The organism is Pseudomonas sp. Seg1 (assembly GCF_018326005.1).
Lineage (GTDB): Bacteria > Pseudomonadota > Gammaproteobacteria > Pseudomonadales > Pseudomonadaceae > Aquipseudomonas.
This window is the reverse complement of the sequence record NZ_AP021903.1, coordinates 2,567,911-2,591,893: the sequence shown is the minus strand read 5'-3', so window position 1 is coordinate 2,591,893 and position 23,983 is coordinate 2,567,911. Positions and strand designations below refer to the sequence as shown.

Annotated in this window: 20 protein-coding genes; 10 read left to right on the top strand and 10 right to left on the bottom strand. The window is 60.8% G+C overall.

Annotated features, from left to right (window positions below; all coding sequences use genetic code 11):
• Window positions 1–74 precede the first annotated feature (74 nt).
• A complete protein-coding gene (locus tag KI231_RS11485; RefSeq protein ID WP_103303347.1) occupies window positions 75–545 on the bottom strand; it encodes a DUF1289 domain-containing protein in 471 nt (156 codons plus the stop codon).
• Between the two features lie 467 nt (window positions 546–1,012).
• Here KI231_RS11485 and acnB point away from each other — a divergent pair, with 467 nt between their 5' ends.
• A complete protein-coding gene (acnB, locus tag KI231_RS11480) occupies window positions 1,013–3,622 on the top strand; it encodes a bifunctional aconitate hydratase 2/2-methylisocitrate dehydratase (protein ID WP_123532122.1) in 2,610 nt (869 codons plus the stop codon).
• Window positions 3,623–3,811: 189 nt separating this feature from the next.
• On the opposite strand, the gene KI231_RS11475 is transcribed toward acnB, so the two are convergent.
• From KI231_RS11475 to KI231_RS11460, 4 genes are all read right to left on the bottom strand, one after another.
• On the bottom strand, window positions 3,812–5,458 hold the full coding sequence (locus KI231_RS11475) for a SulP family inorganic anion transporter (protein ID WP_213028292.1): 1,647 nt from the start codon (window positions 5,456–5,458) through the stop codon (window positions 3,812–3,814).
• Between the two features lie 80 nt (window positions 5,459–5,538).
• A complete protein-coding gene (locus KI231_RS11470) occupies window positions 5,539–6,819 on the bottom strand; it encodes a serine/threonine transporter (protein WP_103303344.1) in 1,281 nt (426 codons plus the stop codon).
• 253 nt (window positions 6,820–7,072) lie between these two features.
• Window positions 7,073–7,243 carry a hypothetical protein gene (locus KI231_RS11465; RefSeq protein ID WP_177431378.1) on the bottom strand — a complete coding sequence of 57 codons (171 nt, stop codon included), beginning with the start codon at window positions 7,241–7,243 and terminating at the stop codon, window positions 7,073–7,075.
• A gap of 47 nt (window positions 7,244–7,290) precedes the next feature.
• A complete protein-coding gene (locus tag KI231_RS11460; RefSeq protein WP_103303343.1) occupies window positions 7,291–7,485 on the bottom strand; it encodes a hypothetical protein in 195 nt (64 codons plus the stop codon).
• A gap of 531 nt (window positions 7,486–8,016) precedes the next feature.
• Between KI231_RS11460 and KI231_RS11455 the strand changes: the two genes are divergently transcribed.
• From KI231_RS11455 to KI231_RS11445, 3 genes are all read left to right on the top strand, one after another.
• Complete coding sequence (locus KI231_RS11455; protein ID WP_103303342.1) at window positions 8,017–8,400, top strand: tautomerase family protein; 384 nt, start codon at window positions 8,017–8,019, stop codon at window positions 8,398–8,400.
• A gap of 207 nt (window positions 8,401–8,607) precedes the next feature.
• A complete protein-coding gene (locus tag KI231_RS11450) occupies window positions 8,608–9,132 on the top strand; it encodes a cysteine hydrolase family protein (protein ID WP_213028291.1) in 525 nt (174 codons plus the stop codon).
• Between the two features lie 140 nt (window positions 9,133–9,272).
• Window positions 9,273–10,241, top strand: coding sequence for a 2-hydroxyacid dehydrogenase (locus tag KI231_RS11445; RefSeq protein ID WP_213028290.1), 969 nt, complete (start codon window positions 9,273–9,275; stop codon window positions 10,239–10,241).
• Here the strand turns inward: KI231_RS11445 and tssA are convergent.
• The 5 genes from tssA to KI231_RS11420 are packed head-to-tail and all read right to left on the bottom strand — an operon-like array spanning window position 10,238 to window position 17,745.
• A complete protein-coding gene (gene tssA, locus KI231_RS11440) occupies window positions 10,238–11,320 on the bottom strand; it encodes a type VI secretion system protein TssA (protein WP_103303339.1) in 1,083 nt (360 codons plus the stop codon). The two genes, KI231_RS11445 and tssA, sit on opposite strands and share 4 nt — an antisense overlap.
• On the bottom strand, window positions 11,317–15,141 hold the full coding sequence (locus tag KI231_RS11435; protein WP_213028289.1) for a type VI secretion system protein: 3,825 nt from the start codon (window positions 15,139–15,141) through the stop codon (window positions 11,317–11,319). The genes tssA and KI231_RS11435 overlap by 4 nt, the downstream gene beginning before the upstream one ends.
• The gene (locus KI231_RS11430; protein ID WP_213028288.1) at window positions 15,138–15,902 is read right to left on the bottom strand and encodes a DotU/TssL family secretion system protein; all 765 of its coding nucleotides are present in this window, start codon (window positions 15,900–15,902) and stop codon (window positions 15,138–15,140) included. The genes KI231_RS11435 and KI231_RS11430 overlap by 4 nt, the downstream gene beginning before the upstream one ends.
• 18 nt (window positions 15,903–15,920) lie before the next feature.
• Window positions 15,921–17,252: a type VI secretion system baseplate subunit TssK gene (gene tssK / locus KI231_RS11425; protein ID WP_213028287.1), complete on the bottom strand. Its 1,332-nt coding sequence runs from the start codon at window positions 17,250–17,252 to the stop codon at window positions 15,921–15,923.
• Between the two features lie 46 nt (window positions 17,253–17,298).
• A complete protein-coding gene (locus KI231_RS11420) occupies window positions 17,299–17,745 on the bottom strand; it encodes a type VI secretion protein (RefSeq protein ID WP_103303335.1) in 447 nt (148 codons plus the stop codon).
• A 227-nt stretch (window positions 17,746–17,972) separates the two neighbouring features.
• Between KI231_RS11420 and tssB the strand changes: the two genes are divergently transcribed.
• The 6 genes from tssB (at window position 17,973) to tssG (ending at window position 23,983) form a co-directional block, all read left to right on the top strand.
• The gene (gene tssB / locus KI231_RS11415) at window positions 17,973–18,515 is read left to right on the top strand and encodes a type VI secretion system contractile sheath small subunit (protein ID WP_064117633.1); all 543 of its coding nucleotides are present in this window, start codon (window positions 17,973–17,975) and stop codon (window positions 18,513–18,515) included.
• A 30-nt stretch (window positions 18,516–18,545) separates the two neighbouring features.
• Window positions 18,546–20,030 (top strand): type VI secretion system contractile sheath large subunit, encoded by a 1,485-nt coding sequence (gene tssC, locus KI231_RS11410; RefSeq protein ID WP_103303334.1) that lies wholly within the window; start codon window positions 18,546–18,548, stop codon window positions 20,028–20,030.
• A gap of 233 nt (window positions 20,031–20,263) precedes the next feature.
• Window positions 20,264–20,758 (top strand): Hcp family type VI secretion system effector, encoded by a 495-nt coding sequence (locus tag KI231_RS11405; protein WP_103303333.1) that lies wholly within the window; start codon window positions 20,264–20,266, stop codon window positions 20,756–20,758.
• 15 nt (window positions 20,759–20,773) lie between these two features.
• The gene (gene tssE / locus KI231_RS11400; protein WP_213028286.1) at window positions 20,774–21,217 is read left to right on the top strand and encodes a type VI secretion system baseplate subunit TssE; all 444 of its coding nucleotides are present in this window, start codon (window positions 20,774–20,776) and stop codon (window positions 21,215–21,217) included.
• The gene (gene tssF, locus KI231_RS11395) at window positions 21,201–22,994 is read left to right on the top strand and encodes a type VI secretion system baseplate subunit TssF (protein ID WP_213028285.1); all 1,794 of its coding nucleotides are present in this window, start codon (window positions 21,201–21,203) and stop codon (window positions 22,992–22,994) included. Before tssE ends, tssF begins: the two co-directional genes overlap by 17 nt.
• Window positions 22,958–23,983, top strand: a complete 1,026-nt coding sequence (gene tssG, locus KI231_RS11390) for a type VI secretion system baseplate subunit TssG (protein ID WP_213028284.1) — start codon at window positions 22,958–22,960, stop codon at window positions 23,981–23,983. The genes tssF and tssG overlap by 37 nt, the downstream gene beginning before the upstream one ends.

Sequence of the window (23,983 nt, the reverse complement as noted above, 5' to 3'; positions counted from 1 at the left end):
TGGCAAGCCAGCTCCCACAGGATCTGTTTGCGCATTCAATTCCGATCACTGTGGGCGCCCTGCTTGCGAAGCTTCTAGGCGCCGAAGGCGTCTTTCAGGAAGCCGGGGGCGATGTAGCGCTGATAGTGCGCTTCCGACAGCAGGAAGAATTCCCGATCAATGGCATCGCGCAATTCCGGCAGGTTCCAGTCGCGAAATTCCGGCAGCAAGACCATCCCGTAGGCTTCGAGATTAATGATCACCCGCGCCCCCCGGGCGATCAGTTGATAGGCCCAGCAATATTCCGACTGATGCGGCACAAAGCGGATCTTGCGCTGTTCAAGCTGTTGGCGCAGGCGCGCCGAATCAAAGATCTCGACCTTGCTTGCCATCACTTGTGACAGCAATTGCTCCAGCCGCAACCAGACCGCACGCTTTTCCTCCTCGTTGTAACCATTCCAATTGATCACTTCGTGATGGAAACGCTTGCAGCCACGGCACACCAGATCTCCGTAAACAGTGGAGCAGAGGCCGACGCAGGGGGTCTTGATGGTCTGATTGGGCATAAATTGGCAAAACACTGAAACGCGGAACAGGCCGGCATGTTAGCCCTTTGTCGGGCATTGATCACCCCTCAAACGTCAGGGGCAAGCGCTCGGGCAGACTTTTAGCAGGCCCCGCACAACGCCACCAAAGTCCAATAGAGCGCGACTTACCTTTAAATTTTTTTTGCCGTAGAATCAGCCAGCCTTTTAAGGCGCCAATGTCCGTTAGAAGCTGTTTTCAAAGCGTCACGAGCACAGTCGTTCCTTCAGAGCGGTGTTGGCGAGGGGTTTTTCCAGCGGGGAAAAGCCCAACGCCAACCCTCATCAGCTCCCCGTTCTGCAGGCGTAAAACTTTGAAAGCAGCTTCTGTAAGGAATGTTCGGTAATTCTGGCTAAACGGCCCACAACGCCGTGCAGCGCATGAGTACGAGCATTTCGCGACGAGCGTCCCGGACAGCCATTTGGGACCACTGATGAGGGTAATAACTGTGCTTGAAGCCTACCGCAAACATATCGAAGAGCGCGCAGCACTGGGTATCGTTCCCCAGCCGCTTAACGCCGAACAAACTGCAGGCCTGGTCGAGCTGCTGAAGAATCCTCCGGCTGGCGAAGAAGCTTTCCTCGTTGACCTGATCACCAACCGCGTACCACCAGGAGTGGACGAAGCCGCTTACGTCAAAGCCGGTTTCCTGTCGGCTCTGGCCAAAGGCGAAGTTTCCTCCCCTCTGCTGGACAAAAAGCGCGCTGTAGAACTGCTCGGCACCATGCAGGGCGGCTACAACATCGTGACCCTGGTCGAGCTGCTGGACGACGCCGAACTGGCGCCAGTGGCCGCCGAAGAACTCAAGCACACCCTGCTGATGTTCGACGCCTTCCACGACGTCGCTGAAAAAGCCAAGAACGGCAACGTTCACGCCAAGGCCGTGCTGCAATCCTGGGCTGACGGCGAGTGGTTCAAGAAGCGCCCGGTGCTGGAAGACAAAATCAGCCTGCGCGTATTCAAGGTAACCGGCGAAACCAACACCGACGACCTGTCCCCTGCCCCGGATGCCTGGTCGCGTCCCGACATCCCGCTGCACGCCCTGGCCATGCTGAAAATGGCCCGTGACGGCATCGTTCCGGACGAGCAAGGCAAGACCGGCCCGATGAAGCAGATCGAAGAAATGCGCGGTCAGGGCTTCCCGATCGCCTACGTCGGTGACGTCGTCGGTACCGGTTCCTCGCGTAAATCCGCGACCAACTCGGTACTGTGGTTCTTCGGCGACGACATTCCTTACGTGCCGAACAAGCGCGCTGGCGGTTTCTGCTTCGGCAGCAAAATCGCTCCGATCTTCTACAACACCATGGAAGATGCCGGCGCACTGCCAATCGAGTTCGACGTTACCAACATGAACATGGGCGATGTAATCGACCTGTACCCGCACGCTGGCAAAGTCTGCAAGCACGGTACCGACGAAGTCATCACCACCTTCGAAATGAAGACCCCTGTGCTGTTGGACGAAGTCCGTGCCGGCGGCCGTATCCCGCTGATCATCGGCCGTGGCCTGACCGAGAAGGCTCGCGCCGAACTGGGTCTGCCAGCATTCGATCTGTTCAAGAAGCCTGAAGCTCCGGCTGAAAGCACCAAGGGTTTCACCCTGGCGCAGAAAATGGTCGGCAAGGCTTGCGGTCTGGCAGAAGGCCAGGGCGTTCGTCCTGGCACCTACTGCGAACCGAAGATGACCACCGTAGGTTCTCAGGACACCACCGGTCCAATGACCCGTGACGAACTGAAAGACCTGGCGTGCCTGGGCTTCTCCGCTGATCTGGTGATGCAGTCGTTCTGCCACACCGCGGCCTATCCAAAGCCGATCGACGTGACCACCCACCACACCCTGCCTGACTTCATCATGACCCGCGGCGGCGTTTCCCTGCGTCCGGGCGACGGTATCATCCACTCGTGGCTGAACCGCATGCTGCTGCCGGACACCGTCGGTACCGGTGGTGACTCGCACACCCGTTTCCCGATGGGCATTTCGTTCCCGGCCGGTTCCGGTCTGGTTGCGTTTGCTGCGGCCACCGGCGTTATGCCGCTGGACATGCCGGAATCGATCCTGGTGCGCTTCAAAGGCAAAATGAAACCTGGCATCACCCTGCGTGACCTGGTTCATGCCATTCCTTACTTCGCCATCCAGAACGGTCTGCTGACCGTCGAGAAGAAAGGCAAGAAAAACGCCTTCTCCGGCCGCATCCTGGAAATCGAAGGTCTGGAAGGTCTGACCCTGGAACAGGCGTTCGAACTGTCCGACGCCTCGGCCGAACGTTCGGCTGCCGGTTGCACCATCAAGCTGTCGAAAGAGTCGATCACCGAGTACCTGAACTCCAACATCACCCTGCTGCGCTGGATGATCGGCGAAGGCTACGGCGATGCCCGTACCCTGGAACGTCGTGCGCAAGCGATGGAAGCCTGGGTAGCCAACCCGGAACTGATGGAAGCCGATGCCGACGCCGAATACGCCGAAGTCATCGAAATCGATCTGGCCGACATCAGCGAGCCTGTACTGTGCGCGCCGAACGATCCGGACGACGCCCGTCTGCTGTCCAGCGTTGCTGGCGAGAAGATCGACGAAGTGTTCATCGGTTCGTGCATGACCAACATCGGTCACTTCCGCGCTGCCGGTAAACTGCTGGATCAGGTCAAGGGTCAGCTGCCAACCCGTCTGTGGCTGTCGCCGCCGACCAAAATGGACGCTCACCAACTGACGGAAGAAGGCTACTACGGCATCTACGGCAAGGCTGGCGCACGCATGGAAATGCCAGGCTGCTCGCTGTGCATGGGTAACCAGGCACGCGTTGAGCCAAACAGCACCGTGGTGTCGACGTCGACCCGTAACTTCCCGAACCGTCTGGGCGACGGCGCGAACGTCTACCTGGCTTCGGCCGAGCTGGCGTCCGTGGCTTCGATCCTGGGTCGCCTGCCGACCGTCGAGGAGTACATGGAATACGCTGGCAAGATCGACAGCATGGCGGCCGATATCTACCGCTACCTGTCCTTCGACCAGATCGCCGAGTTCCGTGAAGCTGCTGCGAACGCCAACATCCCGGTCGTTCAAGCCTAACGCTGCAACGCACTGAAAAACGCCGCCCATCGTGAGATGAGCGGCGTTTTTTTATGCCTGCTGAATAGTCAGTGCCTGTCCCGGCCTCATCGCTGGCAAGCCAGCTCCCACAGGTGAGCTGTGCTGAGGTTCACCCCAATCCCTGTGGGAGCTGGCTTGCCAGCGATGGGGCCAGTCCATTCAACCTGTTCAAGTGTTGAGCTTGAGGGCTTTCTGCACAGCGCCATCAACGCTCAAGCCACTGAGGATCACGCCGTTGGCCTGCACCTCCGGCAACGCCTCCAGCACCACCAACGCCCCATGCTTGAGTCGCGCCAGAATCAATCGCTTGCCTTCCTGACGCACCCGCAAAAAGAATTCCTGCATCGCCTCGATGCTGGTGCCATCCAGATCCGGAGTTTCCTCCAGACTCAAAATCACTGTGTGCACAGGCGCATCCGAATGCCGAGTCAAGCGTAACGCCGCGCCGAGGATCCGCTCGACATTGGCGAAGAACAACGCCTCGCCCGGCCGGACGATCAACACCCCCGGCTCGCTGGTTGCCGTCGGATGGCGCTGTTGATCGACAAAGTCATGCCCGCCATCAATTCGCCCCAGCACCTGAATATCCGCCGACGACATTTGCTTGAGCATCAGCAAGACACTGATCGCCACCGCCACCAGCAAACCGTCGAGTACACCGAGCACCAGCACCGCCGCCACTGCGCACAACACCAGCACACGGTCGCGACGCCATACGAAGTAACGCCCCAATGGCTGCAGACTCAAACCGCGCCCCAACGCGTGCAAGACAATCGCCGCCAAAACCGGTTCAGGGGTCAACGCGATCCACGGCAACACGGTCAGCACGATGATCAGCACCACCAACGCCGCCACCCCGCCGGCCCAACGTGAAGTGGCGCCCGCCGCTTCATTTGCCGACGTCGCCGAATAACCCGCTCCCGCCGGCATGCCATGGAACAACCCGGACAACAGGTTTGACGCGCCCAGCGCCAGCAAATCGCGATTGGACGTCACGCGGTCACCATGTTTGAGCGCGTACGAACTGATCGAGCCGTAAGACTCCGCGTACAGAATCATCACCAGCGCAAAGCCCACCTCCCCCAACCGCAGCCAGTCGGCGAACGGCAGCACCGGCAGGTTGGGGACTTCCAGGCTGAGGTCGATCATGCCGATCATCTTCACACCGTACGCCGGCAAGTTCAGCCATTGGCCGGCGGCGATGCCGATCACCACTACCAGCAAACCACCGGGCAATCGTGGCAACCGCGAAAACGCCGCCAACAGAATCAACGCCACTGCCGCCACAGCCGCCGCCGGCCAGTTCCACTGCGGCAATTGCTCCAGCAGTTGTGGAGCGAAGCGCACCAGATTGGCGTCGGTCAGGTGCACGCCGACCACACTGGCGACCTGCTTGAGAATGATCGTCAGCGCCAGGCCGAAGGCAAACCCGCGCAACACCGGTTTGGCAATGAACGCCGTGACGCTGCCCAGACGAAAGATCCCGGCCAGCACAAACAGCGCGCCCGTGACCAATACCAGACCGACCGCCAGCGTCGCGCGCAATTGCGGATCACCATTGGCCAGCGTTGCCGTGGCCGCCGCCAGTACGGCCGCGGAGGATGACGTCGCCGAAACAATGGCAAAACGACTGGTACCGAACAGCCCGTAACAGAGCAACCCGGCAAACAGGGCGATCACCCCGGCCTGCGGCGCCAGCGCGGCGATGGTCGAGTAGGCTACGGCTTCGGGCAGCAACAGCCCGGCAATCGACAGACCGGCGAGTACATCCTGCCAGCGATTGGGTGATTCAACAGGTTGTGGGGCGCTCGACAATCCACTGTCTCCAGACGAAAAAAAACCGCTGTGCGCATCACGCACAGCGGCCACTGTAGCTGAGTCTTCGAGGCTTTGGCTTACGCCGTCAGCGAATAAATCACCGCCGAAATTGCCACCAGACCTACTGCGGTCACGAACACGTTCGACGCCTTGCCGCGATAGCGCGCCATCGCTGGCACTTTACGAATCGCGTACATCGGCATCAGGAACAGGATCGCCGCGATCACCGGACCACCAACGGCCTCGATCATGCCAAGAATGCTCGGGTTCCAGGTTGCGACGATCCAGCAGATCACCAGCATGAACGCCGCCACAATGCGATCCAGAGCCTTTGCGCCCGGACGCTTGCCGCTTTTGATGATCAAGCCCTTCAGGCCTTCGCTGGCACCGATGTAGTGACCGAGGAACGACTTGGAGATCGCCACGAACGCAATCAACGGCGCCGCGAACTCAATAGTCGGATTGTTGAAGTGGTTGGCCAGGTACGACAGGATCGACAGGTTCTGCGCCTTGGCTTCAGCCAGTTGTTCCGGCGACAGGGTCAGCACGCAACTGAAGACGAAGAACAGCACCATCACCACCATCAACAGGTGGGCACGGCAGAGGATCTGCGAGCTGCGCTGGTCGGCGTTAACGCCGTAACGACGCTTCTGATCCACCGCAAACGCCGAGATGATTGGCGAGTGGTTGAACGAGAACACCATCACCGGAATCGCCAGCCACATCGTGTGCAGCAACGCCGATGGCGCCGGCACTTGCGAAGCGGTGGCGAGGATGCCGCCGTTCCAGTGCGGAATCAGGTACACGGCGAGGAACAACAGCGCAACGATGAACGGGTACACCATCAGGCTCATCGCCTTGACGATCGCCTGCTCGCCGCAACGCACCACGGCCAGCAGGCCGAGGATCAGCACCAACGACAGCCAGATGCGCGGTGGCGGCATGATATGCAATTGATGTTCGAGGAAACTGGCGACCGTGTTGGTCAGGCCGACGCTGTAGATCAGCAGGATCGGGAAGATCGCGAAGAAGTACAGCAAGGTGATCAGCGCACCGGCCTTGATGCCGAAATGCTCCTCGACCACGTCGGTGATGTCAGCGCCTTCGCGACCGGAGAGCACAAAACGGGTCAGGCCACGGTGTGCGAAGAACGTCATAGGGAAGGCCAGCAGCGCGAGGATCACCAGCGGCCAAAAGCCACCCAGCCCTGCGTTGATCGGCAAAAACAGGGTACCGGCGCCGATGGCCGTCCCGAACAGTCCCAACATCCAGGTGGTGTCCTGGCGATTCCAGCTCGAAAGTTCAGCGGGTGCTGCTGCATCAAAGCGTTGGTCAACGCTTTTGGCCTGATCATTCATCCGGTCGGATCTCCGCATTCCGGTCACTTGCCACTCGGTCAGGACGCGTCGGAAAAAACCGACAGACATGCTCCGGCCGAAACAGGGGCGCGATTCTCCGCGATAAATGAGCAGAAGCAAAGACTTAGCTGAGGAATGGTTGTGCGGAGCAGATCAGTGGGGTGTCGTTTTTGGGAAAATGGCTGTCGGCATCAGATACGCTTCATGTCGTTTTCCGGCAAGCTCCAATGCCGAGCGGGATAAAAAATTTTGATCAGATCGATCGAGCCAGGATGAATCCCATTGACATGCAAAAGATTCCGAAAGCCAGCATGCCCCAGATTGGATACATATCGCCCTTGTTCTTGAGACGCACTTTTTCAGCCCATTCATCGTGCTCTCGGTCTGATCGCTCCATCATGGCCTTACGGTCAAATGTGTTCATGCTGATTCCTGTTTGAGTCATGGATCTGATTGTTGTGAGGCGCCTGCTCAAAATTTGAAAAAAACACCCGCTACTGCCGTGACAGCGGTCACCACTCCACCTAACACTGCAAGCGGATATAAGCTTGTCTCCCTCGTTAGCTTTTTTGCCTCCGCCAGAAGCTTTTGCCTTTCTGCCACAAGTTTCCGTGTTTCATTCATTAGCCTTTCGAGTTCCAGCTGTTCCCGATCGTTCTGAAGCATGCGCCTTCCTTGGCTGTTGGCAGTGGCTGCCGGGGCTACTTTGTACCCTCATGATTTCCTATTCATCCCGTGCCAGATAGCGGATGAATCCGGCGGTTTTGTAGGCAATATCCGGGAGTCAGGTAGGCCGACTCATACAACATCGCCATAGAGATTGCGGAGGGCTAATCGCCCCGGCGCAAGCCAGGCTTATTCCGTCGGCCCCATTTATCGAGCACTGATTCACCGTCAGCTCCGCCAGCACCACGTGCTGCGCAATCACCAGCGCCGTTTCGCTTTTATCCGTCACAAAATCAACGAGTCTTCTGACAGATTGCAGGCAAGCAAGTGTGCTGTGTGAAGGCTGCCTACCCCATCGCTGGCAAGCCAATTCCCACAGGGATTTGGGACCTGGTCACGATTATTTGAGCAGCGCAGGACCTGTGGGAGCTGGCTTGCCAGCGAAGGCGTCCGATCGAACACCCGAGTCTTCCAATCCGGCCCAAATGGTCTAGCGTGAATGAATCCCCTGCCTCCCCGGAGTTCCCATTCATGCCGCTCGTTCGCGTCGAACTCAAAAAACGCACCGATCCCACCTTCGCCAAGCGCGTCGGCGAGCAGATCTACGCTGCCATGCGCAGCACAATCAATGTGCCGGAGCACGATAACTTCCAGATCCTCAACGAACACGACGGCGAACATTTCATCTTCGACCCGCAATATCTGGGCATCCAGCGCAGCGACCAACTGGTGATCATCCAGATCACCCTCAACGAAGGTCGAACGCTGGAGCAGAAAAAAGCCCTGTACCAGACCATCGCACAAAGCCTGAACACGCAACTGGGCGTTCGCCTCGAAGACGTGTTCATCAATCTGGTGGAAGTGAAAAAGGAGAACTGGTCGTTTGGCAACGGCATCGCCCAATACGCCAGTTGACAGCCCGTGGACGCCGCCAGCATGATCAGCCCCATGAACCTTCGCGCGCTGCACCTCACCCGCACCACCACGACCGCCACCGGCGGGTCGTGGTGTTTGTGCCTGGGGTAAAACCAGCGCAGCAAACCCAGGGCCCCGCCAGCAATGGACGGGGCCTTGTTGTTTCTCCCGTCCGTGCGGCTGCTTTTGTCACTCAAGGAGAAACACATGTCTGCAGCACTGTTGATCATCGATATGCAGGTCGGTCTGTTCCACGGCCCGGAAAAACCCTACGACGGCGAACGCATTCTCGCCAACATCCGGCAGTTGGTTGCAAAGGCGCGCCAACACCACGTGCCCGTCTTCGCCGTACGACACACCGGCCCCGAAGGCTCGCCGATTGCTGCGGGCAGCCCCTTCTGGCAATTGTTGCCAACGCTTGAACTGGACGCAGAAGTCGATCACCTGTTCGACAAGTCCCGACCCAACGCCTTCCACGACACTGACCTTGCGCAGCAGCTCAGCAATGGAGACATAAAAGACCTGTACCTCGTTGGCATGAAGACTCAGTTCTGCATCGACAGCACCTGCCGTGCCGCTGCCGATCTGGGCTTCAAACCGCTGCTGGTGGCTGACGCCCACACCTGCATGGACACTCCGGCGTTGACCGCCAAAGCCATCATTGACCACCACAACGCAACCCTCGGCGGCGCGTTCGCCCGGTTGATCAACAGCGCCGACGTGACCTTCTGACGAAGCGCCCGCGCGCTCCCCGTTTCAGCTCCTACACTGGCTGGAACGGGGCAGCGCTCGGCCATTGCCAAACCGCTCTGGAATCAGCACTCTGCAACGACTTTCGCGACCGAACCGCCGACGATCAAAGGAGCCGCGCAATGCCCGCAACCGTTCTGGTACTGGTTGAAACCATCAATGATTACTTGCCGATTCTCGAGCATCAGGGCTTTCATCTGATCCTCGCCCCCACGCCTGCCGAACGTGCGCAAGCCATCGCCACCCACGGCCCGCGCATCGACGCGGTGCTGACCCGGGGCCCGCTGGGCCTGACCTCCGACGAAATCGCCGCCCTGCCCGCGCTGAAAATCATTACGGTGATCGGTGCCGGTTACGAGCAGGTCGATCTGCAAGCCGCCAGTGATCGCGGGATCACCGTGACCAACGGCGCCGGGGTCAACGCCTCGTCGGTGGCCGACCATGCGATGGCCATGCTGCTGGCGCTGGTGCGTGATATTCCGCGCTGTGACGCCGCCGTGCGCCGTGGCGAATGGCCGAAAATCATGCGTCCGTCACTCGCCGGCAAGCGCCTGGGTATTCTCGGCCTCGGTGCGGTGGGCCTGGCGATTGCCAAGCGCGCAAACCTCGGCTTCGACATGGACATCAGCTATCACAGCCGTCAGGTGCGCAGTGAGGTGCCTTACGCGTTCTGCTCAACCCCGACCGAACTGGCGCGGGCGTCGGACTTTCTCATTGTCGCCACGCCGGGCGGGATCGGCACGCAGCATCTGGTGACGCGTGCAGTGCTCGATGCGCTGGGTCCGAAAGGGTTCATCGTCAATATCGCCCGGGCCAGTGTGATCGCCACGGCGGACTTGATCACCGCACTCGAACAACGGCGCATTGCCGGCGCGGCGCTGGATGTCTTCGATCATGAGCCGCAAGTGCCGGACGCGCTAAAAACCTTGGCCAACGTGCTGCTCACGCCCCACGTCGCCGGCCTGTCACCGGAAGCCACCCAAGGCACCGTGGAACTGGTGGGAAAAAACCTCGTGGCGTTCTTTTCCGGGCAACCGGTGCTCACGCCGATTCAATTGCCGCCGAGGGTCAACAACCAGCGCGTGCACTAAAGCACCCCTAGCAACGTCCACAGGCGCCGCGATTCAGCGTCGGCGCTGATCAACTCGCCGAGCAATTCGCTCAGCGGTTTATTGCCCCACTCGACCCCGCGCCGGATCAGATAGGGCACCGGACTGTGAGGTTCGGTGCGCGCGAGGTATTCGGCGATCAGCAGCAATTGCCGGTATGCCTCTTCGCGACTGGCCGGCTCACGAAAGGCCTGCGCGAGCGGCGCGGATTCGTCTGATTGCGCGACCACCACGGGCGCTTCGACCAACGGCGGTGGCGGCGCCGGTTGTTGTGGGTGCATGGCGATAAACTCCTGAACCAGGGTCAGCAGCGCTTCAATGGTGTCCTGCAAAGGGTGCAGCCCCGGGGCCTGATCGCCCAGATAGGCATCGCTCCAGCTATCGAGCCGTTGCAGGTGTTGCAGGCTCAGCAGCAGATTGCCCTGAGTACGCAGCCAGAACGCCAGCGGCGTGGCGCGGATCTGCTCGTTGAGTTTCTTCTGTTCGTTGCGCGCGGTTTCCGCCAGGGTCTTGGCGTTTTTGCTGTCGTTGGTCTGCACCTGGTGAACCTGCAAGCGCCGCCAGACTTCCAGGGTGTAAGCCTCAAAATCGCTGTTGCGGCTGCCGAACAGCGGCACCCGCGTGAGCAGCACTTCACTGTAGCGACGCACCAGCCATTCCAGCGGAATCACCCGCCACGATTGGTCGCCGTCTTCTGCCTGCGGATGCAGTTGCTCGGGAAAACGCTCACACAAACCGGCGATCAGCGCCAGGCTGCCGGGCAAGCCGTCCAGCGCTTGCAGATGCAGCCACGCCTCGCCGAGCCAGGCGCTGAGCATCAGGTCCTTGCTGCGTTCCAGCAATAGCGTGATGGCGAGTTTCTCGACGTCCGGCCAGTTCGCCCGCTTGAGTGTCGACTGCCAGACTCCGGTCGGCAGGCTGGCGTCGTCCTCGCGGCGCAGGTCGCGCAACTGGTCGAACTCACGTTCATAGCGCAAGTCGACGCCGCACGGCGCGTCCGCGCTGATCGGCGCGAGCAACTGATCAATCAGATCCGGCAACGTGGTCGATGGCAGGCTCACAGATTTTCCTTTTGGGCTTCAAGCGCAGCCGTGGTGCCGGTCACCTGAAACGGCGAGCGCGGCGCACGGGTCGGCAATGGTGCAATCGACAACGGTAGTTTCGAGCCTTGGCTCATCAGCGAGAGGCGCACGAACATCCGCGTGAAGTCACTGGTGACACTGTCGCTGGACGCCGTCACGGGCAAACGCAAGGTCAGCGGAAACTCGGTGTAATCCATGCTCGGCTGGCGCTGTACCGAGAAATGCGCACGCATCAGACGCAGCAACGACCACGGCCCGCCGTATTCCCAACCGGCCTCCAGATCACGCACCACCAGGTTCGGTTGCAACGGGTCGTTGACCGGCCGCTCCTTGCCGTTGCGCGCCCAGCGCAGAGTCAGGCGGATGGGCTGGCCGACCATCCAGCGCAGATTCGGTTGCTCGGCCGGGACCGGATAGTTGATCTGCTGACTGCCGGCGAGCAAGCCCCAGGCGATCACCTGATCGGCGCCCTTCTCATCGTCACGATCGGTACGCCAGCGCACGTCCAGTTCGACGCCGAGGATGCCGCTCTTATCGCGCACGAACAGCGGCGTCAGCCAAATGCTGGCCTGCTTCAAGCGATTGAGAAAATCTTCCGCCGCCAGGCGTTCCGGGGTCTGGCTGAGCACCAGTCCGGCTTGCGCCACAGGCAGTCGTTTATCGATGATTTCGAGGAAATGCTGAACCCGCGCCGGGTCGGCATCTTGCGCCTGCACGCCGTTGGCAAACGGAAAACGATCGGCCAGGTATTGATTGAAATAGTTGGCCAGTTCATTCCACGCCGCTGCCGCCTGTTGCTGTTGCAAGAACTGGCAGCGCTGCATCGCCGCCTGTTGCAGTTCCACCGCGCGCATCGCCAGCGTTCCGCGCCCGCCCACCAGATTGGCGGTTTGCAAGACCTGCACGCAGGACGCGGTGTCCATGTCGATAAAATCGCGGCTGACCAGTTGCTCGATCTGTGCCGGCGAACTGGCCGGGTTGGCATCCTTGTACTTGAGCAGTTCGTCATTGAGCGCGCTGAACTGCGTCACACGTTCGTAATCCAGCGCCGACAGACTGCCTTGTTGGGTCATCAGCCACTGCAACGCCGACTGGCGTCGCTCGGTGATGCCGAGCATGGTGTTGAACTGCTGCTTGAGGCTCAGTTTCAAGTCCTGCACATCAGTGGCACCGTACAGTTGCAGGCCGAGGTTTTTCGAGCCGTCCCACTGGCTGATTTCAGTACGCCCCGCGAACAGCGGTTGCGCGGTGATTTCATCGAGGCCACTGACAACCTGCGCCATTGCCCGACGGTTCAACGCACCTTGCAGACGCGCGGCCAGATCATTGCGATGCACCTCGACGAAGGCCTTTTGCAAGGCCATGGCCTGCTCGGCCTGAACATTGAACACCGCGTACGGATGAGTCTGATCGTTGTGATCCTTGAGGCTTAACCACATTGCCTGAGCGGCGGCGGCTTCAGCCGTTTGCAGCAATGCCTCGCGATAGGCCGGCGGGATGCGTGGCAACTCTTCGGCGACATAGCTTTTATAACCGGTGAAGTAATTCAGCGAGGTATTGAGATCATCGCCATCCACGGTCTGGCCTTGCAGGTTGACGTTGTTTTGATTGGCGCGCATGGCCACCGACACAAAGTCGCGCTTGAACAGCGCCTGCACGGCGTTGTTGAGCTTGACCACATGTTCCTGCAACGCCAGTTGCCCGCTGCCTTGCTGGATCAACAGATTGCCGCGTGAACCAACCTGGGCGATCCACTGATCACGGAAACTCTGCTGCAACTTGCCAGCCTGCTGATCGAGTTGCTGCTCAACGACCGGACCGAGCAAGGTGCTTTTGCGCACCTTGTCGAGAAACTCACGATAACCCGGCACCAGTTCCTGGCCCTTGCCGCGACTCCACGTCGAGTTGGTCAGGGCAACCGCCGCTTGCAGGTCATCGATCAACGCACGCAAGTCTTCCAGCTCAGTGAGGCTGTTGCCGCTGCCAGCCTCGAGTCGTTCCAGATGCAATTTGAGGTAGCCGGCCTTGCTGACGAAGTTCTCGGCAAGAAAATACTGATCAAGCCAGCGCTGCATCAGCCCGTTGAAGTTACTGGTGACCAACGGGCGCTCGACGCTCAGATCCAGCGCTTGCACATCACCGCCATCCCCCGCCGCCAGCAAACGGTTGTAGTACGCCGAATGCGGCACGGTCGCCGCATTGAGATTCAGTGACAGCGCGCTATTGCTCAGTTGCACGAGATCGTCCAGCGGCGCCCGCTGACTGTTCTGCACCTCGGCAAACAATTGATTCTGCTGTTCCAGACGCAACGCCCGATCTACCAGATCCGTAGCCTTTTGATAATTCTGCCACTGCGCCGGGTCCTCACTTTCCACACTGGTGCGCCGATCGGTACTGCGGATCGCCTTGATTTTCGTAAGCTCGGCGACCAGCAATTGGTGCAACGGCTGGACCATCTGGCGCTGAGCAGACTTGAAGAGTGCCTGTTCGATTTTCACGTCCACCGAGGAAAACCATGAGGTCGGAAACGCCAGCGAAATGTAGTGCCAGTGCGGGGCGCGCTCCAGCACCCGCCAGAAACTCTGCACATTGCGCCGAGTCGGCTCGACCCGATGCGCGTCATCGGTGACCGCCACGTAGCTCTTCTGCGCACTCTGCATCAGCCGCGCCAGTTCATGGGCATCCTTGACCGACTGATTCCACACCCACAGCATCGCCACCGCCCAGACCACGCCCACTACCAGTGCGACCCCAGCGGTGATCCGCTGCCAGCGCTGACGCAAACGCAGCAGGCGCGGCACACCTTGGGCCAGACCGCGCTCGCCGACCAGCCGCTGGCGCCACAACTGGCGCACGAACACGCTTTGTTGCAAGCCGCTGTCGTCGGCGGAAAAACCATCCCTGGCATCTTTCGACGCCTGACTGGCAGTGAAATACACGCCGCGAAAACACGGCGCTTCGCCCTGTGCATTACCCTGAAACACCGGCTCCAGCACGCTCTGCAAACCACGGCGCAGGGTTTCCAGACGCTCCGGCAGCGCATACAGATCCGCGCTCAAATGGCCGGACAAGGTGCCGACCTCGATCACCGCTTCGGCCACGGCGCGGTGGATTCGATCCAGCGCCTGATCGCTCCACTGCCCTTGCCACACGGCGTCACGCGCGTAGGGCGATGACCAGCCCAAAGTGCGTTCGCGGGCCTCGTCGGGTAAGGCACTGATCAGTTCCTGAAACCCCGGCAACTCTTCCAGGCCGGTAATGATCACGTATACCGGCACGCTCAAACCGAAGCGTTGCAGTAGATCGATAAAGCGCCGGCGCGCCGCCAGACCGAGGCTGGCGGCTTGTTCGAGATTGCTCAGGCGACTCACCGGCACTGTCCAGATCACCCCGTCCAGCGGTCGTTTACTGCGCAAACGCAAGATCAGACCGAGCAGCCGCCACCAGCCGCCGCGCTGCAAATGCATGCCGTCGTCCGGCAAGAACAACGCCTGCGGCACCACCAGCACCGCGCCTTCGGGGTCCGACCACCAGCGGCCGAACCACGCCGGTTTGTCGGTCGGCTGCAAGCGCCACTCGCTGACCAGTTGCGTGCCCTGGGTTTCGTCGCCGAGCATAAGCAGCCACGGCATCTGATAGCGGTCGCGACTGCCCTGCTCCTGCTCCATGTGCCGCACCGAGGCATAAAAACTGCGGATCGCCGCGCCGCTCTGGGTGCGCAGCCACCACACTGCCACGGCGATGATGACCAGCAACAACAGTAACGCGAAGACCCACGCGACAATCGTCAGGGTGCTCATGAGTCTTGCTCCGCGGGCGTCACCGAATCGGTCATTTGCAATACCGGTTCCAACTCGGAACGAATGTCACGCCAGAGAAACTGACCGAGCCCGGTCAACACCAGCACCATCGCCAGAATCCCCAACGCCAGACGAAAACCGTCCGGCAGCGCTGTACGGACCGGCAACTGCAACGGTGTGACCAGCGAGGGCTGCACCAGTCGCTGGCTGACGCCTTCATAAGAGGCCTCGTCCTGCCAGGCAAAGTTGAACAGCGCCAACCGCCATTTCTCCAGTTGCGCCTGACTGTGCTCGCCGCGCAGACGCCCGTGGAAACCGAGAATCAGGCACTGCAAATACACGTTGGCGAGATCGCGGGCGGTCGGTTGCTGTTCATCGAGCAGGGTTTGAATCGCCGCCGGCACTTGCTCGCCGGCCTGCCGGCTGGAATACAGACGCGACTCCAGTGGTTTGTCCTGCCATGCCGCCTGCCCCGGCCATGGCGTAAACAACAGGGTTTCGTCGACCAGGGCGACGAAGGCATACACCAGTGCCTTGACCTGCTCGGTCGCAGAGTCGCCGACCCGCGAATACGCGGTGCGCCACAAGCGTTGCGAAGCCTGAGTGGACAACTCGACCACGGTCTCGACCAGCGCCGCTTCGTCTTCGCTGTCCTTGGGCAATTGCACCCAGTCCTGTTGCCATTGCTGCCATGTCTGGCGGAACGCGCTGCTCAACGGTGCGTCTTGCAACCCCAGGCTTGCGGCACTTCCTTGCGACATACGGCGTTCCTTGTGTGATCAGGCACTTTCACTGTTCTGCGCGACAAACAGCACCACTTGCCACGGACTGCTGGTCAGCTTTGCAGCGGGGGCGGCGATCATCAGCGGCAGTTGCGCGTCGAACCAGGCGCCCTCGGCCGTGATCACAAACAGTCGCGTGTCTTCGCCGACGCTGTAGGCCACCTGCTCGCTGCGGCTCATGGCCTGATGGGCCAGGCCGCTCATGCGCTGGCGACTGAGCAACGCAATGTGCGGCGCCGAGGCGATGATCGCGCCGCGCAACCAGTCGATCGCCGCTTGCTCGCTGGCACCGTTGGGCATGCGCAGACCGACGACCAGACGCTGGCTCGGTTGTTCGTCCGGCAACTGAATGGAAAAGCTCTGCTCACCGCGTTCGAACGGCAGGCTGCGATAGCCGGCGCGGATCAGTTCGAGGGTGGTTTCCAGCCATTGCAGCACAGCGTCATAACCGCGCTGCAGCTCAAGAAAATCCAGTGGTGCGAACGCCGGTACGCCGGCCAGTGGGTCGAGTGCCGACCACGCGCCGGCGAGGCCAAGCAAATGCACATACAAGGTTTGCGGGTGCGCGATGCGACTGTTCAGCGTGCCTTCGACTTCCGGCAGCCGCGCCCACAACGCGGTCAACTGGCGGCGGATTTCCAGGGCATCGTCCTGGTTGCCAGCCTGTTGCGCCTGCCGCAAACGGCCACCGAGAAACAGACATTTTTCCCGCGCCCGCGCGCAGAGCCCGGCGATGCGGCGTCCGAGCACGGATTCCGGCAACAGGACCGGCGTTGGCGGCGTGTACGCCAACGGCAGAAAGCCGCCGCCCTCCTTGCGGATTTTCAGCAGCGGCAGGCAGATTGAATCGGCTTTGTTCAGTTGCGTACACAGGCGTGGATTGGGTCGCCACACGGTGATCGATTCGGGGAATTCACCGCTGGTGAGATCCGGCAACGCCTCGCCGACCACCGACTGCAAGCGGCCCTTGAGCGGCAGCAATTGCCCGGCACGCCACATCGGGCTGATCGCCAGATACACGGTGACAGTGGCATCGTCGGTGGCGTTGATTGCGGCACTGACATCCAGTTCCAGCGTCGGCCCGACACCCGCCTGCAAATCCACCGGCAAACCGTCGGGCATCGTCCCTTGCAGCGACAACACCCGCACCACGCCGGCGCTCAGCGCCGACGGGTCGAACTCCATGTGGCTGACGCCCCAGAACCATGGATTACACGCCTGCGCCAGATGCGCACCGAGCGCTTCGGCTCGCAGCCCTTGCAACTGAAAATGCTGCGGCAGCAATTGCATGCCTTCGTGCCAGCAAACCGCGTCAGGTAGCAGACTCATACGACTCCTTTCGACCCTGCCGCCAGCCGGCGGCGAGCGGTGTGTTTCAGTTTTTCTGGCTGACCAGACTCATTTCACGACTGTCGAATTTGAGCCAGGCCTCACTCTGATCATCGAGGCGCAATCGGTGCGCTCCGGGAGTGTTATAGCTGGCGAAGACTAAAAGTCCAGAGGCCTTCTTGCCCCCCAGCGGGAAGGGTTGGCGGTCGATGAATTGCCCCGGCACCAGCTCCAGTCCCCATACACTCATCAACTGACGATAGTCGCGCTGGTACTGCTCGCGCTCGGCAAACCACTGACTGGCGCTGATGCCGGACAACTGCTTGAGCAGATCGGGGTCGTTGACCGCAATGAAATCCACGGCAATCGGTGTGTCGTCATTGGCCTTGGGCGCGACGTCGAGGGTCAGGCTGTCGAGGTCGACTTTCGGCCCGAAGAAAGAACAGCCCGCCAGCAGCGCCAACACCCACGTTAGAAAAAGTCGTCTACACAAAATGAATTTTCCTTTTCCCGAATCTGTCCAAAAATGTTTTTCCTTGCATTTTTATAGACCTGTTCTAGCGTCTTGGGTAGTTCGGTTCCTACAGCCGAATGAGGAAGGTTTGTCAAAGGAACGACAGGTCATCTGCCTCCCTTTCTAACCTACGGTCCAGCAAGGGAAAGCGATGAACGGGCCACCCCGATGCATTGCGCCCGCTCATCGCATCGGAGTCCGCCGTCATGGCAGAAAGTACTCAACACAAGCTCGACCGGGTGCGTCCGCCCCGAGTGCAAATCACCTACGACGTCGAAATCGGCAACGCCATCGAGAAAAAGGAATTGCCGCTGGTGGTCGGGATCCTCGCCGACCTCTCCGGTAAACCGCTCGAGCCATTGGCAAAACTGACTGAACGACGTTTCACCGAAATCGACCGCGACAACTTCAACGAGGTACTCGCCTCGATCGGCCCGCGCGCCACGCTGCAAGTCAACAACACCCTCAGCGGCGACGACAGCAAGCTCAATATCGAACTCAACTTCAAACACATCGACGACTTCGACCCGGTCAAGGTAGTGGAGCAAGTCACGCCGCTGCGCCGTTTGTTCGAGGCCCGCCAGCGTCTGCGCGATCTGCTGACCAAGCTCGACGGCAACGATGACCTGGACAAGCTGTTGCGCGATGTCATCGCCAACACCGAAGGCCTGCAGGAAATCAAATCGGCCCGCCCGGACACCGCTACCCCGGCAGCTGATGCCGAGGCGCCGGCCGAACCGCAAGCCTGATCGTCCACTTAATCGAGGGGAGAACTCACCATGCCCGCCGCCGCCCAGAATCAAGCCAGCGAAAATGCTGCAGCCGAAACTTTATCCCTGCTCGACCGGATCATCGCCGAGGGCCGCATGGCCCACGATGACAGTCAGCAGGATTACGCCCGCGACATGCTCGCGGAGTTCGCCACCCAGGTTCTTGACGAAGGCATGGCCATCGACAAGGACACCGTGGCGATGATCAACGACCGCATCAGCCAGATCGACGAACTGATCAGCGCCCAGCTCAACGAGGTGTTGCATCACCCCGACCTGCAAAAACTCGAAGCCTCGTGGCGCGGCCTGCACATGCTGGTGCAGAACACCGAAACCAGTACCCGGCTGAAACTGCGCCTGCTCAACGTCACCCAGAAAGAGCTGCAGAACGACCTGGAAAAAGCCGTCGAATTCGACCAGAGCGCGCTGTTCAAGAAAATCTACGAAGAGGAATACGGCACCTTCGGTGGCCACCCGTTCAGCTTGCTGGTCGGCGACTACACCTTCGGCCGGCATCCGCAGGACATCGGCCTGCTGGAGAAACTGTCGAACGTAGCCGCCGCAGCGCACGCGCCGTTCATTGCCGCCGCCAGCCCTCGCCTGTTCGACATGACCAGCTTCACCGAGCTGGCGGTACCGCGTGATCTGTCGAAAGTCTTCGAGAGCCAGGAGCTGATCAAGTGGCGCTCGTTCCGCGAAAGCGAAGATTCGCGCTATGTGTCTTTGGTGCTGCCGCACTTCCTTCTGCGTCTGCCTTATGGCCCTGACACTGCGCCGGTGGAAGGCATCAACTATGTCGAAGACGTCAACGGCACCGACCACAGTAAATACCTGTGGGGCAACGCCGCGTGGGCCTTGTCGCAACGCATCACCGAAGCCTTTGCCAAATATGGCTGGTGCGCGGCGATTCGTGGCGCTGAAGGCGGCGGCGCGGTCGAAGGTTTGCCAGCGCACACGTTCCGCACCAGCTCCGGCGACCTGTCGCTGAAATGCCCGACCGAAGTGGCGATCACCGACCGTCGCGAGAAGGAACTCAACGACCTCGGCTTCATCGCCCTGTGCCACAAGAAAAACAGCGACGTGGCGGTGTTCTTCGGCGGCCAGAGCACCAACAAGGCCAAGGTCTACAACACCAACGAGGCCAATGCCAACGCACGGATCTCGGCGATGTTGCCGTACGTGCTCGCGGCCTCGCGTTTTGCCCATTACCTGAAGGTGATCATGCGCGACAAGGTCGGCAGTTTCATGACCCGCGACAACGTGCAGACCTACCTCAACAACTGGATCGCCGACTACGTGCTGATCAACGACAACGCCCCGCAGGAAATCAAGGCGCAGTACCCGTTGCGGGAAGCGCGGGTGGATGTCACCGAAGTGGCCGGCAAGCCCGGTGCGTATCGGGCGACGGTGTTTCTGCGGCCGCACTTTCAGCTTGAGGAGTTGACGGCGTCGATTCGTCTGGTGGCGACGTTGCCGCCACCGGTTGCGGCCTGATCGCAGCAATATTTGAGTGAATGCCTCTCTGTGGTGGGGGAGCCAGTCTCTCCAGACCATTGAAACACCTGTGGTGAGGGGATTTATCCCCGATGGGGCGCGCAGCGGCCCTTGATTTTTTGGGGCTGCTTCGCAACCCATCGGGGATAAATCCCCTCGCCACAGGTTCACTGCTCAGTGATTAGTGCTCAGGCCAATTTGCCTAACGTGATTTTCTTCAGGAGTTTCAAGCGATGGATGCAATCATTCTCGACCTCGGCGGCGACATCAAAGGCGACAGCCTGCTCGAGGGTTATACGGACAAGATCGAAGTCATGTCCTACAGCCACAACGTCGCGATGCAGGTGACCAACGACGTCAGCAACTCGGAGCGCACTTCCGGCAAACCGCATATCGGCGAATTCACCCTGACCAAATTTGTCGACAGCTCCACCCCCACGCTTAACAGCTATTGCTGCGCGGGCAAACCGATCCCTGAAGCCAAAATCACCATCGGCCGCAACGCCGCTGAAGGCAGCGGGCAACTGATGCCCTTCATCATCTACACCCTCAACAACGTGGTGCTGTCCAACGTCAGCGTCAGCGGCGGTACGGGCGGCAAACCGGTGGAAACCCTGTCGCTGAACTTCACCAAGATCAAATGGGAACTCACCGCGCAAAAGGACGACGGCACCAAGGAAGGCACGGCGGGCACCGTGTGGGACCTGGCGGCGAACAAGGCCGGCTGACCGGGCGCATAAGCCATGGCCGGCACCGGGATTCTCCCGCCACTGTTCGAACGCCTTGCCTGGAGCGAGGACGATGCCGTGCAGGCGTTCGACCAGCAGGATCTGCTCGACTCGGTGCTTGCCGAGTTGGCGCGCCTGTTCAACACCCGCCGTGGCTCGCGCACCTTCACCACACCACCCAGCGTGATCGATTACGGCATCGCCGACTGGAGCGCCCTGCAACAGCAGCGCAGCGATGACCGCCGGCGACTGGCGCGAGACATCCGCGAAGCAATCACCCATTTCGAACCTCGCCTGTTGTTAGGCGAGGTTGAGGTCAATCCCCTGCCCGACCACCCGCAACGGTTGAGCATTCGCTTGCTGGGCGAACTGCGCAGCGGCTTGCAGCGTTGGCCAGTGGCGTTCGTCATCGAACCCGGCGGCGAAGGGCTGGAGGTACGTCATGAGCGACTCGATTGACCCGCAACTGCTCGATTACTACCAACGTGAGCTGACGTGGCTCAGGCATGCCGGGAGTCAGTTCGCCGAGCGTTATCCGAAAGTCGCCAGACGCCTGGAACTGTCACCCGGCGAATGTCCCGACCCGCATGTCGAACGTTTGCTGGAAGGTTTTGCGCTGCTGGCCGCGCGTCTGCAACGGCGCCTGGATGACGACTACGCCGAGTTCAGCGATGCGCTGCTCGAACAGCTTTATCCCTTGGCCATGCGCCCGTTGCCGTCGTGCGCCATCGTCCAGTTCGAGCCGGACCCGAGCAAAGGCAAGCTCGACGGCGGCTATCCCCTGCCCCGCGACACTCCGTTGTTTGTCACCACCAGCAAAGGCGAAAGCATCCACTTTCGCACCAGTGCCGCCGTACGTTTGTGGCCGATCGAAGTGACCGAAGCCCTGTTGCTTGGCAGCGATGAAGCACAGGCACTGACCGCTGTCGCGCAGGCGCGTTCGGCATTGCGCCTGAGTTTGCGTTGCCTCGGCGACACTCAATGGTCGGAGCTGGGCATCGACCGATTGCGCATTCATCTCGCGGCCTCGCCGGTGATCAACGCCAGCCTGTATGACCTGCTCGGTGCGCATACGGTGCAGGTGCTGGCCGGATCGCCGGGCAGCGTTCCCACGGCACTGAAGGGACTGCCTGACATCGTCGGTTTTGCCGAAGACGAGGTCCTGTTGCCCGACGAAGACGGTGTACATCCCGGCATGCGCCTGCTCGCCGAATACTTCGCATGCCCTGAGAAATTCCACTTCTTCGATCTGCCGCTGGGCGGTGCAGCCAGCGACAGTCAGACGTTGTATCTGTACATCGTTTTTGATCGCGCGCCGAGCAGTCGCCTGCATTTGCAGGCTAGCGATATCGTTCTCGGCTGCGCGCCCGTCATCAATCTGTTCCCGCGTACGTCCGAACCGCTGCGCCCTGACGGCACCCGCAGCGAGTACCGATTGATCGCCGACAGCCACCGCGAAAACAGCGTCGAGATTCACAGCATTCGCGGCGTACGCGCAAGTTCCGGCGCCGGCGTGCAACGGCTGCCGGCCTATTACGGCAGCCAGCACAGCGGCGGTGATCAACAGCGTTACTGGCATGCCCGACGGGTCAGCGGTATGACCCCGAACCGGCTCGGCAGCGATCTGTTGGTGAGCGTGGTCGACACCCGTTTCGAGCCACAGACCGATCTGCCCGATTACAGCCTGACCGCTGAGTTGCTGTGCACCAATCGTCACCTGGCGCAAAGTCTGCCCGCCGGTACGCCGCTAGGGTTTGAGCGTCCCGGCCCGGTGGCTTGGGCACGTCTGCGCAATCCACCGAGCCCACAAAGTTTGCCGCGCCTGGACGGTGATTCGCGCTGGCGACTGGTGTCGCAACTGACCCTCAATCATCTATCGCTGGTCGAAGGCCCGCAGGCGCTCGATGCACTGAAAGAGATTCTGCATCTGCACAACCTGCGCGATGAAGCCAGCGCTTTACGCCAGATAGACGGCTTGCTGAGCATCAGTTGCGAACGGGTAATCGGCCATGTCGGCGTCGATGCCTGGCGCGGTTGGCGCAATGGGCTGGAGGTGCAACTGCAGCTTGATCCGCAGCACTTTGTCGGCAGCAGCGCGGTGCTGTTTTCGGCGGTGCTGGCGCAATTCTTTTCGGTGTACGCCACGGCCAATCGCTTTGTGCGCACGGTATTGATGCAGGCCGACAAGGAGGTCAAGGCATGGCAACCGCAAGCCGGCATGCCCCTGTCGCTCTGACCCTGAGCCAGCGTCTGCGCCGCGATCCGCAGGCGTTCGAGTTGTTGCAGGCGTTGCTGTTGCTGGAGCGCGAACAACCGCAAGCCGAATCCCTCGGCAGCGGCACCTCGCCACAAGCGGAAGCGTTGAAACTGCGCGGGCCGCTGACGCCTGTGTTTGCGACCAGCCAGATTGAGAATCTGCAGGAAGCGCCGGGCGAACCACTGACCCTCGACACGCCGATCTTCGGCCTCGGCGGTCCCGACGGGCCGTTGCCCTACGCCTATCAGGAATGGCTGCAACAGCGCGCGCGAGCGAAGGATCATGCGCCGGCCGAGTTCCTCGATCTGTTCCAGCATCGACTGCTCAGCCTGCTTTACAAGGTGATGCGCAAGCACCGTATCGCCTTGGGTTTTGTCACGCCGGGCGCCTCGCCAGTGCAGGCGCAACTGCGCGCGCTAACCGGGTTGTTGCCCAAATCCTTGCAGGAACGCCAGGCGATTCCTGACTGCGCGGTGCTCGCGTGTACGGCGCTGTTTGCCGATGGCCGCCGCTCGCTGGCCGGGTTCGCAGCGATCGTGCGTGAGCAGTTTGAAGTGCCGGTCGAACTCAGTGCTTACGAAGGTGCCTGGCGCGAGATCCCCTTGGCCAGCCGCAGCCTGATGAAGGCTGGCGGGCGCAATCTGCAACTCGGACGCACGGCCGTTGCCGGCAAGCGCGTCTGGGATGAACACGCGGGTATTCGCCTGACACTCGGGCCACTGTCCTCGACGCAGGCCGGACGTTTTCTGCCGGACGGCGAAGCGCACCCGGCACTGGCGAGCCTTGCAGCGCTGTATTTCGGTCCGGATCTGGACGTCAAACTGGTGCTGCTGGTGCGCGGTGCCGGGCCAATGAAACTCGGCCGTCAGGCCCCCGCCCTGCTGAGCTGGAATGGCGGCCTGCAACGTCAGGCCAGCCTCGCTGTGCAACGCATCGAAACCCGTCTTCGTCAGCTGGAGATCACCTGA